14 protein-coding genes are annotated in these 15,869 nt (G+C 73.2%); 8 read left to right on the top strand and 6 right to left on the bottom strand.

Annotation, left to right across the window (positions count from 1 at the left end; all coding sequences use genetic code 11):
• Window positions 1-80 precede the first annotated feature (80 nt).
• Both ABGB01_RS07990 and ABGB01_RS07985 read left to right on the top strand, forming a co-directional pair.
• Window positions 81-1,178, top strand: a complete 1,098-nt coding sequence (locus ABGB01_RS07990) for a ThiF family adenylyltransferase (RefSeq protein WP_347771801.1) — start codon at window positions 81-83, stop codon at window positions 1,176-1,178.
• Window positions 1,179-1,670: 492 nt separating this feature from the next.
• Window positions 1,671-2,867: a hypothetical protein gene (locus tag ABGB01_RS07985; protein WP_347771799.1), complete on the top strand. Its 1,197-nt coding sequence runs from the start codon at window positions 1,671-1,673 to the stop codon at window positions 2,865-2,867.
• Window positions 2,868-3,045: 178 nt separating this feature from the next.
• Here ABGB01_RS07985 and ABGB01_RS07980 read toward each other — a convergent pair whose 3' ends face one another.
• Window positions 3,046-3,306, bottom strand: coding sequence for a WGxxGxxG family protein (locus tag ABGB01_RS07980; protein WP_132636554.1), 261 nt, complete (start codon window positions 3,304-3,306; stop codon window positions 3,046-3,048).
• Between the two features lie 606 nt (window positions 3,307-3,912).
• Between ABGB01_RS07980 and fusA the strand changes: the two genes are divergently transcribed.
• Window positions 3,913-5,928, top strand: a complete 2,016-nt coding sequence (gene fusA / locus ABGB01_RS07975; protein ID WP_347771797.1) for an elongation factor G — start codon at window positions 3,913-3,915, stop codon at window positions 5,926-5,928.
• A gap of 81 nt (window positions 5,929-6,009) precedes the next feature.
• Here the strand turns inward: fusA and ABGB01_RS07970 are convergent, their stop codons facing one another.
• Both ABGB01_RS07970 and ABGB01_RS07965 read right to left on the bottom strand, forming a co-directional pair.
• Window positions 6,010-6,810: an IclR family transcriptional regulator C-terminal domain-containing protein gene (locus ABGB01_RS07970; RefSeq protein WP_347771795.1), complete on the bottom strand. Its 801-nt coding sequence runs from the start codon at window positions 6,808-6,810 to the stop codon at window positions 6,010-6,012.
• A gap of 75 nt (window positions 6,811-6,885) precedes the next feature.
• Window positions 6,886-8,319 carry an amidohydrolase family protein gene (locus ABGB01_RS07965; RefSeq protein ID WP_347771793.1) on the bottom strand — a complete coding sequence of 478 codons (1,434 nt, stop codon included), beginning with the start codon at window positions 8,317-8,319 and terminating at the stop codon, window positions 6,886-6,888.
• Between the two features lie 158 nt (window positions 8,320-8,477).
• Here ABGB01_RS07965 and ABGB01_RS07960 point away from each other — a divergent pair, with 158 nt between their 5' ends.
• From ABGB01_RS07960 to ABGB01_RS07940, 5 genes are read left to right on the top strand one after another with little or no spacing between them, the layout of a single operon-like run.
• On the top strand, window positions 8,478-9,641 hold the full coding sequence (locus ABGB01_RS07960; RefSeq protein WP_347771791.1) for a CoA transferase: 1,164 nt from the start codon (window positions 8,478-8,480) through the stop codon (window positions 9,639-9,641).
• Window positions 9,638-10,444 (top strand): citryl-CoA lyase, encoded by an 807-nt coding sequence (locus ABGB01_RS07955; protein ID WP_347771789.1) that lies wholly within the window; start codon window positions 9,638-9,640, stop codon window positions 10,442-10,444. Before ABGB01_RS07960 ends, ABGB01_RS07955 begins: the two co-directional genes overlap by 4 nt.
• Window positions 10,437-11,303: an extradiol ring-cleavage dioxygenase gene (locus ABGB01_RS07950; RefSeq protein WP_347771787.1), complete on the top strand. Its 867-nt coding sequence runs from the start codon at window positions 10,437-10,439 to the stop codon at window positions 11,301-11,303. The genes ABGB01_RS07955 and ABGB01_RS07950 overlap by 8 nt, the downstream gene beginning before the upstream one ends.
• Window positions 11,300-11,659, top strand: a complete 360-nt coding sequence (locus ABGB01_RS07945) for a hypothetical protein (protein WP_132331584.1) — start codon at window positions 11,300-11,302, stop codon at window positions 11,657-11,659. The genes ABGB01_RS07950 and ABGB01_RS07945 overlap by 4 nt, the downstream gene beginning before the upstream one ends.
• Window positions 11,660-11,681: 22 nt before the next feature.
• Window positions 11,682-12,635, top strand: coding sequence for a zinc-binding dehydrogenase (locus ABGB01_RS07940; RefSeq protein WP_347771785.1), 954 nt, complete (start codon window positions 11,682-11,684; stop codon window positions 12,633-12,635).
• Between the two features lie 118 nt (window positions 12,636-12,753).
• Here the strand turns inward: ABGB01_RS07940 and ABGB01_RS07935 are convergent, their stop codons facing one another.
• Genes ABGB01_RS07935 through ABGB01_RS07925 form a run of 3 tightly spaced genes read right to left on the bottom strand, consistent with a single transcriptional unit; the run spans window position 12,754 to window position 15,847 of the window.
• Entirely contained in the window at window positions 12,754-13,431 is a 678-nt protein-coding gene (locus ABGB01_RS07935; RefSeq protein ID WP_347771783.1) for an aspartate/glutamate racemase family protein, read from the bottom strand.
• Window positions 13,428-14,327: a hypothetical protein gene (locus ABGB01_RS07930; protein ID WP_347771781.1), complete on the bottom strand. Its 900-nt coding sequence runs from the start codon at window positions 14,325-14,327 to the stop codon at window positions 13,428-13,430. Before ABGB01_RS07930 ends, ABGB01_RS07935 begins: the two co-directional genes overlap by 4 nt.
• Before the next feature lie 29 nt (window positions 14,328-14,356).
• Window positions 14,357-15,847, bottom strand: coding sequence for an FGGY family carbohydrate kinase (locus ABGB01_RS07925; RefSeq protein ID WP_347771779.1), 1,491 nt, complete (start codon window positions 15,845-15,847; stop codon window positions 14,357-14,359).
• Window positions 15,848-15,869 lie beyond the last annotated feature (22 nt).

Here is a 15,869-nt window from a genome sequence, read left to right as displayed (position 1 = left end):
CCAGGCACGATCCATGCGGGATCCATGCGGCCGGATGCCACAGTCCTGCCACATCATCTCAGAGATTGGCTGATGCACCGATGAGGCCACAACTCAAGGACATCGCGTGGGAGCGGGTCGGGGATGAGCTGCGGCTGGTGTACGACCCCCGCGACCAGCTGGTCCTGTCCGATCCCGACGGCACGGTGGAGAAGCTCCTCGGGCTGCTCGGCGAGGGCGGCAGGACCGTCGCCGAGCTCGCGGACGAGCTGTCGCTGGACGTGGCGGACGTGGAGGGCGCCGTCGCGGCGTTCGACGACGTGAGCCTGCTGGAGGACGGCGACCGGCTCGGCCGCCTGGAACCCGCGGCCGCGGAGCGCTACTTCAGCAACCTGGCCTTCTTCGAGTCGTTCAGCACGCTCGGCCGCAGCCACGAGGACCTGCAGCGGCGCCTGCGCGAGTCGCACGTCCTGGTGCTCGGCACCGGCGGGCTCAACTCCAACACGATCCCGCACCTGGCCGGGCTCGGCGTGGGCAGGCTGACGCTGCTCGACCGTGACACGGTGGATCCGCGCAACTTCGCCCGCCAGTACCTCTACCGATGGGACGACGTCGGCGCCCGCAAGGTGGAGCGGGCCGCGGAGTGGGTCAGGGCCTTCGACCCGGGCGTCGAGGTCGAGGCGATCGACGCCGACGTCGAGGGTCCCGAGCAGCTGCACGAGCTCGTCACCCGTACCCGGCCCGACGTGGTGGCCTCCGGCATCGACCGGCCGAACCGCATCGACCTCTGGGTGAACGAGGCGTGCGTGCGCAACGGCGTGCCGTTCGTCCGCGGCGGCATCTCGGTCACCACGGGGACCGTCTGGTCGGTCCAGCCCGGCGTGAGCGCGTGCCGCGCGTGCGTGCCCGCGGACCCGTCGAACCCGGCCGACTTCGACGACCCCGAGGACCCGGCGATCGCGGGCGCCATCGCCGCCACCCGCCTCTTCGTCAGCAAACCCCAGCCCAACCGTGGGATCGGCCCGGTCGCCGGCCTGCTGGGGGCGTTCGGCGCCTTCGAGGTGCTGCGTTACCTGACCGATTTCGAGCCACCGGCGTACGCCGGCCGGCCGCTCAGCATCGACTTCGCGCACGGGTGTGCGACGAGTCAGGACGAGTGGCCACGCAACCCAGCCTGCCCGGCATGCGGAGGGAGGTGATCATTGTGAAGATCGAGATCAAGCGGGTCGAGAACACCCGTCTGACGCAGCTCATCCACCCGGACTCCTGATTCCGGGGCGCAGGGCCGCATCCCGGCCACACCGGGGTGCGGCCCTGCCCATGCCGTACCCGATCCTGGAGAGAGAGATTGACATCCTCCCGGCCCTGAACTGAAGGACCGGGATTCCAGCCGTCGCCGACTGGCCTTCCTGCTTCACCGCCGGTCGCCCGCCCGAGAGGGAACTCTCGTTGAGGTCTTACACCAGCTCCACAGGCGTTTCACCTCTCCGCAAGCCCTGCGGCGAGGGTGCTTCTGATCGTTCGTCCGGTGGCTTGGTCATCGTCACCGTCGAACACACTACCGAACCGTGCGGTGTCGTGCGGCGTTTTGACACCGGTTCGCCTGGCGGCGAACCGGCTACCCCTGTCCTGCTCCGCAGGGGTCCGATTCCTCCCCCGCCTGAAGGCGGGGGTCTCCTCGGAGCCATGTGATGACCACGTCCGTGGATGCGGGGCTGCGCGAGCGAGCCGCGCGGCTGACGGTCTCCTTCGACGGAGAGGCCTGGATTCTCGGGCGCCCCGAGCTGGGCGTCTTCGTCGCGGTGCCCGAGCCTGGCGCCGTGTTCGTGACCACGCTGCAGGAGACGGGCTCGCTGGCCGAGGCCACCGCGCGGGCCGGCGAGGTCGCGGGCGAGACAGTGGACGGCGCGGACTTCGTCGAAGGCCTCACCGCCGCAGGGCTGCTCGACCCGCCCGCGGAGACGGCGCCGGTCCGCGGGCACATCAGGTGGATCGAGGGGGTCAGCCCTCGGGCCGCGGCCCGGCTGTTCGGCCGCGCCGCCTGGTCGTTCTACGCGGCGGCGGCGCTGTTCGCGGCCGGCGTGCTGGTGTTCCAGCCCGGTCTTCGGCCCTCATGGGAGGACGCCGTGTTCCTGCCCAGCCCGGGGCTGTCGGCGTTCACGTGGCTGCTGCTGGGTGTGGTGTTCGGCGCCGTGCACGAGGCCTGGCACTGGCTCGCGGGGCGCGCGGTCGGCGTGCCGGCGATCTTCCGCGTCAGCTACCGCGGCGTGTACGTCGTCTTCGAGACCGACCTCACCCAGATCGTCACGGTGCCGCGCAACCGCCGCTACGGCGTCTATCTGGCCGGGATGGCCATCGACACCGTGGTCCTCGCCGTGACGCTCGCGCTGCGGCTGCTCGGCCCGCCGGCCGGCGTGGACGGCTTCCTCGCCGCCGTGGCACTCTTCCTGATCTTCGGCATCGTCTGGCAGTGGGCCGCCCTGCCGCTGCGCAGCGACTCGTACGCGCTGCTCGCGAACGCGTTGCGCTGCCACAACCTCTACCGGACGACGTGGCTCACCGCGAAGAGCCGGCTGTTCCGGCTCACCGAGGCCGAGAGCGCTGAGCTGGCCGAGGCCGGGGAGCGGGACCGGCAGATCGCCCGCTGGTTCGTGGTGCCGTACGTCGCCGGGATCGCCGTCATGGCCTGGATGCTCGTCACGGTGGTGCTACCGCTCATGATCTCGCTGGGCGGCTGGGGCGTGGCCCAGTTCGCCGGCGGCGCGATCGGCTCGGCGGGCTTCTGGGAGGCGCTGGCCGTGGCCGTCTACATCGCCGCGCAGCTGGGCCTGCCGCCGCTGCTCGCCCTCCGCGAGCGGCGCCTGCGCCGTGCGGGCGCCCTGCTCTGAACGTGCCGCGCCGGCACGAGGTTCCGAACTGCCGTGCCGCACGCTCCACGTGCCGGGTTGCACGGAGCTTTCACGTGCCGTGCCGTGCGGAGCTTTCAGGTGCCGCGTCGGCACGGCCGCGGTGCGGCGGCCGTGCCGCTGCGATCTCATCCCGGCCGCGTCGCCGGGCGGGGACGGCCTACGGGCGCATCCCGCGGTCGGAGACGTGTTCCGAGGTGCCGACGTGGCGCTGCTTACGCATGCCGGCCAGGCCCAGCAGGCCCAGCAGGCCGAGCAGGCCCCACAGGCCGGCATTACCGCCTCCGTCCGTCTGTTGCTGCGGTGCGGGTGTGACCTGGCTCTGCGCGACGGGCTCGACCGGTGTGTCGGCCGTCGCTGCGGCGGCCGGGACTAGCGTCAAGAAGAACGCCAGGCCCAGCCCGGTGAGCGTCTTACGCATTGGGTTTTCCCCCGATCCGGCGGTCTCACAACCGCGGAGACCGCCTATCACGCCTTCCCCCGGAAGGCTACCGATAGCGGGGCGATCTCCATTTCCCCTGCTAGGTGGCCTCTACCATCGTCACGCTCGCCTCAAACGCCTTCTCCCGTCAGATGGGGCCGCGGCGGGCCCGCCCGCGTGCGGAACCCGGCCGGCACCGGTTCGGCGCACGCGCCGAACCGGTGCCGGAACGATCGTCAGGGTCGCCGATCCGTCCGCGCGGTGGAGATTCTGGCGGACGTTCCGGAAAAATCGGTTCCCTCCGTCACTCCCGTGTCACTACACTCCCCACCGAACGCCGTACCGCATCGATGAGGGAGAGGAGTCGGCCGTGCGCCACAGCACCGCTGCCATCGTCCCTCCGTCGCGGCACGAGGTGATCCTGGTGTCTTCGTCGCCCCGATGCCGGCTGCGCGGCCGCCATCGGACGCCCTGACGAAGCGACCTTCCCGACCCCCGCGGGCCTGATCCCGCGCCGGGGTTCCCGTACGGCCTCGAGTTCCGGCCGTGCTTCGTCCGGGGAATCGCGCTGTCCTGTTCGACGACACCCGGAAAGGGTCATCGGCTGTGCGCGCTCATCTCTCCACCTCCCTGACGACCGTCCGCAATCTCGGCATCCTCGCCCACGTCGACGCCGGCAAGACCACCGTCACCGAACGGATGCTCTTCCTCGCCGGCGCGACGTACAAGCGGGGTGAGGTGCACGACGGCACGACCGTCACCGACTTCGACTCCCAGGAGCGCGACCGCGGCATCACGATCTTCGCCGCCGCGGTGAGCTGCGACTGGGACGGGCACCGGATCAACCTCATCGACACCCCCGGCCACGTCGACTTCTCCGACGAGGTCGAGCGCTCGCTGCGGGTGCTCGACGGCGCGATCGCGGTGTTCGACGGCGTCGCGGGTGTCGAACCGCAGAGCGAGTCCGTGTGGCGGCTTGCCGACCGGTACGGCGTGCCGCGCATCGCGTTCGTCAACAAGCTCGACCGGGCCGGCGCCGACCTGGACGCCGCGGTCGAGTCGATCCGCCGCCGGCTGCATTCCGCGCCGCTGGTCGTGCAACTGCCGATCGGGCGCGAGGACGGCTTCGCCGGCGTGGTCGACCTGGTGCGGATGCGGTCGCTGGTGTGGACCGGCGGCGCGTACGAGACCGGCGAGGTGCCGCAGGAAATGCGCGAGGAGGCGCTGCGGCGGCGCCGCGTGCTGGAGGAGGCGGTGGCCGAGTTGCACGCGGAGGCGCTGGAGGAGTTCTGCGCCGGCCCGTCGATCTCCGCGGGCACGCTGACCGCCGCGCTGCGCGACCTGACCCGCACCGGTGCGGGCTTGGTGGTGCTGTGCGGCTCGGCGTACCGGGACCGCGGGGTCGAGCCGCTGCTCGACGCGGTGGTGGCGTACCTGCCCTCGCCGCTGGACGTGCCGGCGGTGCGCGGCGAGGACGGCGTGCACCGCCCGGCGGACCCGGCCGCGCCGCTGGCCGCGCTGGCCTTCAAGGTGAACTCGACCGCCACCGGGCGGCTGACCTACGTACGGGTGTACTCGGGCACGATGCGGAAGGGGGACACGGTGCTGGACGCCGGCGCGGGCCGTACCGAGCGGATCAGCCGCATCCTGCGCGTGCAGGCCGACCGCCACACCGAGGTGGACCGGGCGGTGGCCGGGGACATCGTCGCCGTCGTCGGGCCGAAGGCGGCCCGGCCCGGGACGACCCTGTCGGCGTCGGGCTCGCCCCTCGTGCTGGAGCCTCCGGGGGCGGCCGACCCCGTGGTGTCGGTGGCGGTCGAGGCGCGCAGGAGCACCGACGCCGACCGGCTGGCCTCGGCGCTGGCGCGCCTGGCCGAGGAGGACCCGTCGCTGACGGTCCGCACCGACGCCGAGACCGGGCAGACGCTGCTGTCGGGGATGGGCGAGCTGCACCTGGAGGTGGCGGTGGAGAAGGTCCGCCGCGACCACGGGCTGGCCGTCGGCGTCGGCCGGCCTCAGGTGGCGTTCAGGGAGACCCTCGTCCGCGGCGTGCCGGGCCTGCTGTACCGGCACGTCAAGCAGGACGGCGGCGCCGGCCAGTACGCCCACGTCATGATCGACGTGGAGCCGCTGGCCGAGGGCGACTTCGCCTTCTCCTCGACCGTCACCGGCGGGCGGGTGCCGCGCGAGTACGTGCGCGCGGTCGAGGCCGGCTGCCGCGACGCCCTGGCCGACGGGCCGCTGGGCGGGCACCCGGTGACGGGCGTGCGGGTGACGCTGACCGACGGCGCCACCCACACGAAGGACTCCTCGGAGCTCGCCTTCCGCACGGCCGGCCGGCTGGCGCTGCGCGAGGCGTTGCGGGCGGGCACGATGGCGCTGCTGGAGCCGGTGGCCGAGGTGACGGTCACGGTGCCGGACGACGCGGCGGGCGGGGTGCTGGGCGACCTCGCGGCCCGGCGCGGCCGGATCTCCGGCTCCGCGACCCGGTCGGGCACGGTCGTGATCACCGCGATCGTGCCGCTGGCCGAGGTGTTCGGCTACGCGACCCGGCTGCGCAGCCGAACCCAGGGCCGCGGCACCTTCACCACCCGCCCGGCCGGCTACGCCCCGGCACCGTAGCAACCGGCGCGCGTACGGCCCCGTCGCGGGGGCGGGGCCGTACGCGATTCCCGGCGGCGGACCCGGGGGGGCCGGCCAGGCTCAGGAGGCCGTGACGTGCGGCACCTCCTGGTAGACGGCCCAGTCGGCGCTGATCGCGCCGGCCGTCTTCAGCAGCAGCGGCAGGTGCTCCTCTGTCAGCTGGTCGATGGAGGTCTCGGCGGCGTGGGCGTTGACGTTGACGGCCGCGATGACGTTGCCGAGCCCGTCTCTGAGCGGCGCGGCGACCGACCGGATGCCGAGGGCGAGCTGCTCGTCCGTCATCGCCCACCCCTTGGCCCGCACCTCGCGCAGCACCGCCTCGCGCTCGCCGGCGTCCGGCCGCCAGCGCGGCTCGATGCCGGAGCGGCTCGGCTCGGCCAGGACCCGCTCCACCTCGGCGGGGGAGAGCGCGGCCAGCAGAACCTTGCCCAGGGACGTCTGCAGCGCCGGGAAGCGCGTGCCGATCTGCACCGACAGGGCGACGATCTTCGGCACGGCGACCCTGGCGACGTAGACGATGTCGGAGCCGTCGAGCTGGGCGATGGAGGAGGACTCGTGCGTCTGCCTGACCAGTCGCTCCAGGTGCGGCCTGGCCACCTCCCAGAGCCCCGTGGAGCGGATGTAGGTGACGCCCAGCTCCAGCACGCGCGGCGTGAGGGCGAATCCGCCCGCCTCCTGCCGGGCGTAGCCGAGCTCCTGGAGGGTGAGCAGGATGCGGCGGGCCGTCGGCCTGGCCAGGCCGGCGGCCGTCGCCACCTCTGTCAGGGACATGACCGGGCGGCCGGGCTGGAAGGCCCTGATGACATCGAGGCCGCGGGCCAGCGCCTCGATGAAGTCAGGTCCTGTGTCACCGCGTGCCATCGATGCCCTCTCGTTCGGATCCGCCTGCTCCGACTTTAGACGGTCGGCACGGTCGCCCGTCCGCACAGCGGCCGGTCACAGGCGGTGCGTGGAGTCGCTGCGGTAGTCGGTGTACGTGTACGGGTTGTCGAGGATCTTTGTCGCGGGGATGTCCGGGTTCATGCCCTTCTCCCACGCCTCGTCCCCCATCTCGGAGCGGAGGTGCTCGACCGTCCGCTCGACCTGGCGGCGGGCCGCGGCCAGGTCGACACCGACGAGGCGGTGCTCGTGCTTGACCACGCGGCCGTCGACCAGGACGGTGTGCACGTCGCCACGCTGCGCCTGGAACGCCACGTGGCCGAACGGGTTGAGCAGGGGGAACGACACGGGCGACGCGTCGTTCTTGATCAGCACCAGGTCGGCCTTCTTGCCGGGCTCGACGCCGCCGAGGTCGTCGCGGCCGAGCGCGCGGGCGCCGCCCCGGGTGGCCCAGGTGACGACCTCGTCGGCGCGCAGGCCGCAGTGCGTGACGGTCTCCCCCCTGGCGTGGGCCTCCAGGTGCTCGCGGGAACGGTCGGCGCCGAGGGTCGTGCGCATGGCGGAGAACAGGTCGCCGCTCCACCAGACGCTCGTGTCCATGGACAGCGATACCGGGATGCCGTGGGCGCGGACGGCCCACGTGGGCGGGTAGCCCTGCCCGGCGCTCTGCTCGCTCTCGGTGGAGACCGAGATGGAGCCGCCGGTGGCCGCGATCCGGTGGTAGGAGTCGGCCGACAGCGAGGCGGCGTGCACGTACACGGTCTCGGGGGTCATGAAGCCGTGCTCGTACATGAGCTTGATGCCGTCGTCGCTGGTGGCGCCCCACACGCCGGCGTGCGTGGTGACGGGCACGCCGAGCTCGCGGGCGACCTCGAAGGCGGGCTTCTCCGGGAACGACGGGTCGCCGAGCACGTCGAAGGCGAGCTGGAAGCCGAGCAGGTCGTCGCCGGTGACGCGCCGGGCGACGAAGTCGCGGAACTCCGGCGTGGCCGTCCATTCGGCGGGTGGCGCCTGGATGTTGCCGTACGCGAGCACGTACCTGCCCGGCACGGACTGCAGCGCGTCGGCGGCGGCGTCGGCGTGGTCGACGGTCTGCAGGCCGTGGGACCAGTCGACGACGGTGGTGACGCCGGCGTCCAGGGCCTCGATCGCGGCCAGCGTGTTGCCCGCGTGCACGTCCTCGGGCCTGAAGAGGCTGCCGTGTTCCAGGTAGAACCAGACGAAGTACTGGGTGAGCGTCCAGTCGGCGCCGTAGCCGCGCATCGCGGTCTGCCACATGTGGCGGTGGGTGTCGATCATGCCGGGCATGACGATGCCGTCGGAGGCGTCGATCTCGACGGCGTCCTGCGGGGCCCGCAGGTCCCGGCCGACGGCGGCGATCCTGTCCCCGGTGACGAGGACGTCCGTGCGGGGCAGCACCCGGCGCCCGTCCATGGGCAGCACCGTGCCGCCGCGCAGCACCACGGGGCGCCCGGAGTCGAAGTCGTTCATGGCACGCTCCTCGTTGGCGAACAGTTGTCCGCTATACGGTCACCGCCACTGTGATGAGCGTTCGGCCGGCTGTCAAGGTGCTTGACGTGGTAGTCACTAGATGCTGGGATCGACTGGGCGGACATATGTCCGTTCAACGGACGCGAGGATGGGACTCGATGACTGACACCGAGCCGCGGGGGCCGCTGTCCGGCGTGCTGGTCGCCGACTTCTCCAGGGTCCTGGCCGGGCCCTACGCCACGATGTTGCTGGCGGACATGGGAGCCGACGTCGTCAAGGTGGAAGGGCCGGGCGGCGACGACACCCGGACGTGGACGCCGCCCGCCAGGGGCGAGGCGTCCACGTACTATCTCGGGGTCAACCGCGGCAAACGCTCGATCGCCCTCGACCTGCGCGACGAAGCCGACGCCGGGGCGGCCAGAGAGCTGGCCCGGCGCGCCGACGTGCTGGTGGAGAACTTCCGGCCCGGCGGGCTGGACAAGTACGGCCTCGGCCACGACGCCGTGCTGGCCGCCAACCCCGGCATCGTGTACGCGTCCATCAGCGGCTTCGGCTCTGGGGCCGGGGCGCGGGTGCCCGGCTACGACCTGATGGTGCAGGCCATGTCGGGGCTGATGAGCCTCACCGGCGATCCCGGCGGGCCGCCCTACCGGGCCGGGATCAGCGTGTTCGACGTGATGGCCGGCAACCACGCCGTCATCGGCATCCTGGCCGCGCTGCGCCACCGCGAGGCCACGGGGCGGGGCCAGCACGTCGAGGTCAACCTGATGTCGTCGGCGCTGACCGGGCTGGTCAACCAGAGCTCGGCGTACGTCGCCGGGGGCGTGGTCCCCTACCGGATGGGCAACGCGCATCCGAGCGTGTTCCCGTACGAACCGCTGCCCACGGCCGACCAGGACCTCATCGTCGCGGCCGCCAACGACGGCCAGTTCCGCAAGCTGTGCGAGGTGCTCGGCATCCCCGAGGTGGCCGACGATCCGCGCTTCGCCCGCAACGCGAGCCGTACCGCCAACCGCGAGGAGCTGCGGCCGATCCTGGTCGAGCGGCTCGCCCGGCGCCCCGCCGACGAGTGGTTCGACCTGCTCGTGGAGGCCGGGGTGCCGAGCGGGCCCATCAACACGATCGACGGCGGGTTCGCCGCGGCGGAGCGCTTCGGGCTCGACCCGGTCGTGGTGGTGGGCGAGGGCGAGCGGGCGGTGCCGACGACGCGGCACCCGATCCGGTTCTCCGAGACGCCCGCCGGCTACGCGCTGCCGCCGCCCGAGCTGAACGAGCACGGCGCCGAGCTGCGCAGGTGGCTGTCCGAGGGGCGGCCGTCGTGACGCCCAGGGACTACCCCACCGCGCTCGGGGCGTCGTCGCCCACGTCGATCACCCTGCTCGGCCACGACCTGGCCGCCGACGTGATGGGCGAGGTGGGCTTCGGCGAGCTGGCCTTCTGGCTGGCCACGCAGCGCCGCCCGTCGCGGGGCGAGGTACGCGTGTTCGAGGCGGTGCTGGCCGCGCTGGCCGACCACGGGTTCACGCCGACGGCGATCGTGACGCGGCTGACCTACCTGTCGGCGCCCGACTCCGTGCAGGGCGCGCTGGCCGCCGGGCTGCTCGGCGGCGGCTCCCGGTTCCTCGGCGTCACCGAGGACTGCGGGCGTTTCCTCGCCGGCGTGCTGAAGGAGCACGACCCCCTCCCCTCCGACGACGCCGGCTGGGACGCGCTCGCGCTGGACACCGTGACGGCGTGGCGCGAGTCGGGGCGGCGCGTGCCCGGGCTCGGCCACCACGTGCACAAGGACGGTGACCCGCGCACGCCGCGGCTGTTCGAGATCGCGGCCGAGGAGGGGCTGTTCGGACCGCACCTGTCGCTGTTCGCCGCGGTCGGCCGGGTGCACCCCCGCGTGCTCGGCAGGACGCTGCCGCTCAACGGCGCCGGCGTCTGCGGCGCGGCGCTGGCCGACCTGGGGCTGCCGCTGGAGCTGCTGCGCGGGTTCGCGCTCCTCGCCAGGACCGCCGGGCTGATCGGCCAGCTCGCCGAAGAACTGCGCCACCCCGTGGCCAACGAGATCTTCCTGTCCGTGGACCTGAACAACCGGTCCGTGCCCCCCGACCCCTACGGAGAGACGCATGGCTGAACTCGTCGCGGTCATCGCATCCACCCACCACCCCTTCTACCACCGCGCCAGCACCTCCACGGGCGAGGACCGCCCGCCGTTCGCCGACGAGTGGGTGCGCAAGGTGGAGGCGTTCCGGCAGACCTTGACCAGGGCCAGGCCCGACGTGCTGGTCATGGTCGGCTCCGACCACTTCCACCAGCTGTGGCTGGACAACATGCCGCAGTTCCTCGTCGGCAAGGCGCCCTTCTACGACGCGAACTTCTACAACGAGGAACGCGAGTTCGGGCTGCCCAGGATGGTGTTCACCGGACAGGAGGATCTGTCGGCGTACATCCTGCGCGAGGGCCTGGACGCCGGCTTCGACCTGGCCTTCTCCAACGAGTTGCGGATCGACCACTCGATCACGTGCCCGATCATCACCCTGCGCCCGCAGAACGACCTGCCGATCGTGCCCGTCTACACCAACATCTTCGCCCCTCCACTGCCGCGGCCGAAACGGTTCGTGCAGCTCGGGCAGACCATCAGGGACCTCGTCGAGTCGTGGCCCTCCGGCCAGCGGGTCGCGGTCATCGGCACCGGGCACCTGTCGCTCGAGCTCGGCGGTCCGCGCCAGTTCGGGCCGCACGGCCCCGACCCGGAGTTCGACCGCAGGGCCGTCGAGTGGATCTCCACCGGCGATATCGAGGGCTGCCTGTCGGAGGTCACCCTGGACAGCCTGTGGGAGCCCGGCAATGCCACGCACGGCTTCATGGACTTCATGCTCATGATGGGCGTGGCCGGCGAGGGGAAGAAAGCCGACTATGTCGACACCTACGACCTGTTCCACACCATGGAGGCGTACTTCACGTGGTACCCGAACGGAGGTGACGGGTCATGAGCAAATACCTGCTGAACAAGTTCCTCTTCACCGTCGACCGCGACCCCGAGCTGGTCGAGCGCTACCGGGAGGAGCCGCGGGCCACGGTCGAGATGTGGGAGGCCGAGTACGCCAACCGCATCCTCGGCTGCCACACCGGCGAGTCGTCGACGTGGCTGCGCTTCGACGACGTCGAACGCGAGGCCCTGGCCGCCCACGACTACCCGAAGTTGTTCGAGCTGGGGGCGCACCCGTTCCTCACGCTGACATTGTTCATCGCGATGTTCGAGCGCGACCATCCGCCGCTGGGCTTCCAGAAGGAGTACGCGCGGCGGCTGTCCCACATGAGCCTGCCGTACCCGGACATCGCCACATGACGGAACCGGACGTGAGCGCGTGATGCGGGCCGTCACGATCGAGACGTGCGGCCTGCCGCCCGTGGTCGCCGAGCGGCCCGCACCCGTGGCGTCCGGAGCGGAGACGGTCGGGGTCATCGCCGCCCCGATCACCCCGCTCGACCTGCTGTGCGCGGGCGGCGCCTCCTACTTCGGGACGCCGGCCGTCCCCTACGTGCCCGGCGTGCAGGGAATCGGGGCCGTCGGCGGGCGGCTCGTGTGGTTCCCCACGCCGGCGGGGATGGCGCCGGGCGACGGCAGCATGGCGGAGCTGGCGGCGGTGCCCGCCGTGGACCTCGTCGAGTTGCCCGGCGGCGCCGACCCGTTCGCCGTGGCCGCGCTCGGATTGTCGGCCGTGGCCGCGCACATGGCGCTGACCTGGCGGGGTGAGCTGGCAGCCGGCGAGCAGGTGCTGGTGCTCGGCGGCGGTGGCGTGGTGGGGCAGGCGGCCATCCAGCTCGCCCGTCTCGCGGGCGCCCGCCGGGTCGTCGCCGCCGCCCGCTCACCGCAGGCCCGCGAGCGGGCCCGGCAGGCGGGCGCCGACGCCGTCGTCACCCTGGACACCGTTGACGTGGCCGCGCTGGCCGCCCGCTTCACCGCCGCCTGCGAGGGGCCGCTGGACCTCGTGCTCGACCCGCTCTTCGGCGTCCCGGCCGCCGCGGCGGCCCGCACCCTGCGTCCCGGGGGCCGGCTCGTCAACCTCGGCGGCTCCGCGTCGGAGACGTCCCCGCTCGACTCCGCCACGCTGCGCAGCCGGTCGCTGCGGGTGCTCGGCTACACCAACAACGAGCTGACCAGGGAGCAGCGCGCCGCGGCGATCACCCTGATCGCCGAGCGGGTGACCGAAGGGCGGCTGTCGGTGGCGCACGAGGTCGTACCGCTGGAGCGGGCCGCCGAAGCCTGGCAACGCCAGGCGGCGGGCAAGGCCGCGGGCCGCATCGTCCTGAGCACCACCTGACCGGCCCGAGGCCTGACCGGTTCGGGTCTCTACCAGTCCGGGTCCTGACCCGGCCCCGGCCCTCTCACCGGACCGGGGCCCTGGCCGGCCCGGGGCGCGGAGGGTGGGCCGGGGTGGCTCAGGCCAGCTGGGCGACGCCGGAGCGCGGGGAGGAGAGCACCGGCACTCCCCCGTCCGCTTCCGCGACGATCCTCGCCATCGACGCCTGGGCGAGCACCACGACGTCCACCTGACCCGCGAGCCGGCCGAACCCGTCCAGGACCAGGGCGTCGTGGCGGGCCGGATCGCCGCCGCGCAGCGCGTCGAAGGCGCCGTCGCACAGGTGCGGGACGACCTCCCGCGCCACCCCCTCACGGGACGCCGCCCGCCGGACCAGCCGGGTGGTCGGGCCGAGCGTGGTGGCGAGCGTCGCCAGCACCCCGATCCGGTGCCCGGCCCGCACCGCCTCCTCGGCCATCGGCTCGTCGATGCGCAGGATCGGCAGCTCGGCGAACGGGCGCGCCTGTTCGGCGGCCTCACCGATGGAGGAGCAGGTGACGAGCAGCGTCCCGGCTCCCGACTCCTTGGCGTACATCGCGTACGAGACCAGCCTGCGCAGGACGTGCGGGGGCGGGCCGTCGCCGGCGATGGTGTCCTGGAGCAGGCTCTCGTCGGCGAAGTGCAGGATCCGCGCGCCGGGCCGCACCTCGGCGGCCAGTTCGGCCAGCGGCGCGGCGAGCGCGGGCACGGTGTGCAACATCGCGATCGTCGGGCCGGTCCGCGGGCCGGTCCGCGGGCCGGTCCGCGGGGCCGTCATCGGGCGTTCCACGGGCGGGCGAAGGAGTCGACGATGGACGCCAGCCGCGCGAGCCGGGGCACCGAGCGCGTACGCAGCTCCGCGGCCAGATCGGCGGACCCCACCACGTCGCTCCAGATGGCGCGGCCGGCCAGCATCCCCGACGCGCCCGCCCGGCAGGCGGCCCGGACGGCGGCGGGGAAGTCGTCCCGTTCGACGCCCTGGGAGAGCACGACCCACGGGACCGGGATCACCTCGTGGAGCCGGGCGCACTCCTCGGCCAGCCGTTCCTCGGGCGCGGCGCCGCCGAGCGGCACCTGGGCCTTGTACAGGCTGGGCCGCAGCCCGGCCAGCTCCCTGGCCGCCTCCCGGATCGCGGCGGGCCCGTCGAAGCCCGCCTCCTGGCCCTGGACGGGTTTGGCCACCCCTTCGAGCACGGAGAGCAGGCCCGCCTCGGCGCATACACGGACGAACGCGGCGGCGGTCTCCAGGCGGCGCTGCCGGTGCTCGTCGTCGCGCCAGATGAGCAGCAGCTTGGCCGCGACCGCACCGGCCCGCCGCGCGGCGGCCAGGTCGATCGTCTCGTCGATCGAGGTGTCCTCGACGGGGCCGTCGGGCGCCTGCTGGAGGCTGTCCACGGCGATGATCAGCCCGCCGGGGACCATGCCCTCGGCGGCCACCCGGTCGAAGCCGTAGTCCCGGTCGATCAGGAACCCGGAGGCGTGCGGCCCCACCTCCCGCGCCACCGCCAGCTTGAACCCGGCCAGCGTGCCATCGTCCACCCGCTCCCCCGTGGCGGCGGCGAACATCTGCCTGAGGCTCTCCCGCTGGTCCATCGCGACCATGGCGAACCCGCCGGACGGGCGGGCCAGCAGGTCGAGCGTGGGTGCGGGCGTGGTGGTCTCCTGGCTGGTCATAGGTGCTCCGATCTGATGGTGCTGCCTGGTCATCCGTGCCCCCGCCGGCGGGCGGAGGTCAGGAAGCGTTCGTACAGGGAGTGGTAGGCGGCGGAGAGGCCGGGGTCGTACGGTTGCGGCTCGCGGGGCAGCACGGGGACGTCGCCGAGCGAACCTCCCGCCTGGCCGGCGATGAGAGCGGCGCCCGCGCAGACCGCGTCGTCAGCCCGTACGACCTCCACCGGCACGGGCGAGACCGCCGCCTTCACGCGCATCCAGAGCGGGATCCGCACCTGCCCGCCGAAGACCACGAGCCGCTCGGGAGCGGCGCCGGTCACGGCGGCGAGTTCGGCCACGGTCCAGCGGGTGTGCAGGCAGGTGCCTTCCATGGCGGCGGCCAGCAGGTCGCCGAACGTGTGCTCGGGCCCGATCCCGGACATCGTCACCCGGCGTTCGCGGTCGGGCGCGGGCGCCACCCTGCCGCGCAGGTACGGCTCGGCGATGACTCCCGTCGGCAACCGCACCCCGTCCAGCAGTCCGGGCAGGGCGGCGTACCTGTCCCGTCCCGCTCCCCGCTCACCCGCGTGCTCCGCCGTGGCCCGCGCCCGGGGATCGTCAGAGGGAGGAGCCAGGCCGAGCAGCCAGTCGAGCATGCCGCCGCTCGTCGGCAGGCCTCCGACCAGGACGGTGCCGGTGCCGTCGAGCGAGGGGTCGGCCGTGACTCCCAGGGCCAGGCCGGTGCGCGGGTCGGGCCGGTGCGCCGCCGGCGCCAGGACCGCCTCCGCCGTGCCCATGGAGTCGGCCACGTGCCCTGGACGGCGTACACCCGACGCCCACGCTCCCACCGCGTGGTCGTGACCGGCGATCATCACGGGGATCCCGGCCGCCACCCCGCTCACCCTCACCGTCAGCCCGCCGACGGGCTCCACCGCCCCGGCCGTGGGCGCCAGTTGCTCGGGACTCAGGCCGGCCAGGGCGAGCAGGTCCTCGTCGTAGCGGCCGCGTACGACGTCGTAGGCGAGGGTGCGCGCGGCCAGCGTCTCATGGGTGCGCAGCACGCCGGTGAGCGCGTACGCCACCGCGTCGGGCACGCTCGCCCACCACCGCATCGCCGCCGGCACGCCAGGCTCGTGCGCCCGCAACCAGAGCCATTTCGCCAGCGGCGCCTTCCCGTCCACCCACCGCCCGGTCCGCGCGTAAACCGCCACCGCGTCCCCGCCCGCGCTGGGTGGGCTGGTGCCGCGGAGCGCAGCGGCTTCCTCGTGGCCGCGGGGGTCGTTCCACCACAGCAGCGGCGTGAGCGGGCGTCCCGAGGCGTCGAGGGGCACGCCGGTCTCGGCCATGCCCGCGATCCCGATCGCGTCGGGGCCGCGCCCCGCCCGGGCGGCGCACTCCGCCAGGGCCTCGACGACGGCGGCCACGAGGGCGGGCAGGTCGCGCGGGGTCGGGCGGCGTACGGAGGTGACGCAGCCACCCCCGTCGTCGAAGAAGCCTGCCTTGACGTGGGTGGTGCCCACGTCGATCCCGCACAACAACGCCATGTTGTCACTATAAGTCCATAAG

It is taken from the genome of Nonomuraea sp. B5E05, from assembly GCF_039880665.1.
GTDB lineage: Bacteria > Actinomycetota > Actinomycetes > Streptosporangiales > Streptosporangiaceae > Nonomuraea.
Note: the sequence above shows the minus strand (reverse complement) of the source record. Positions and strands in the feature narration are given on the sequence as shown.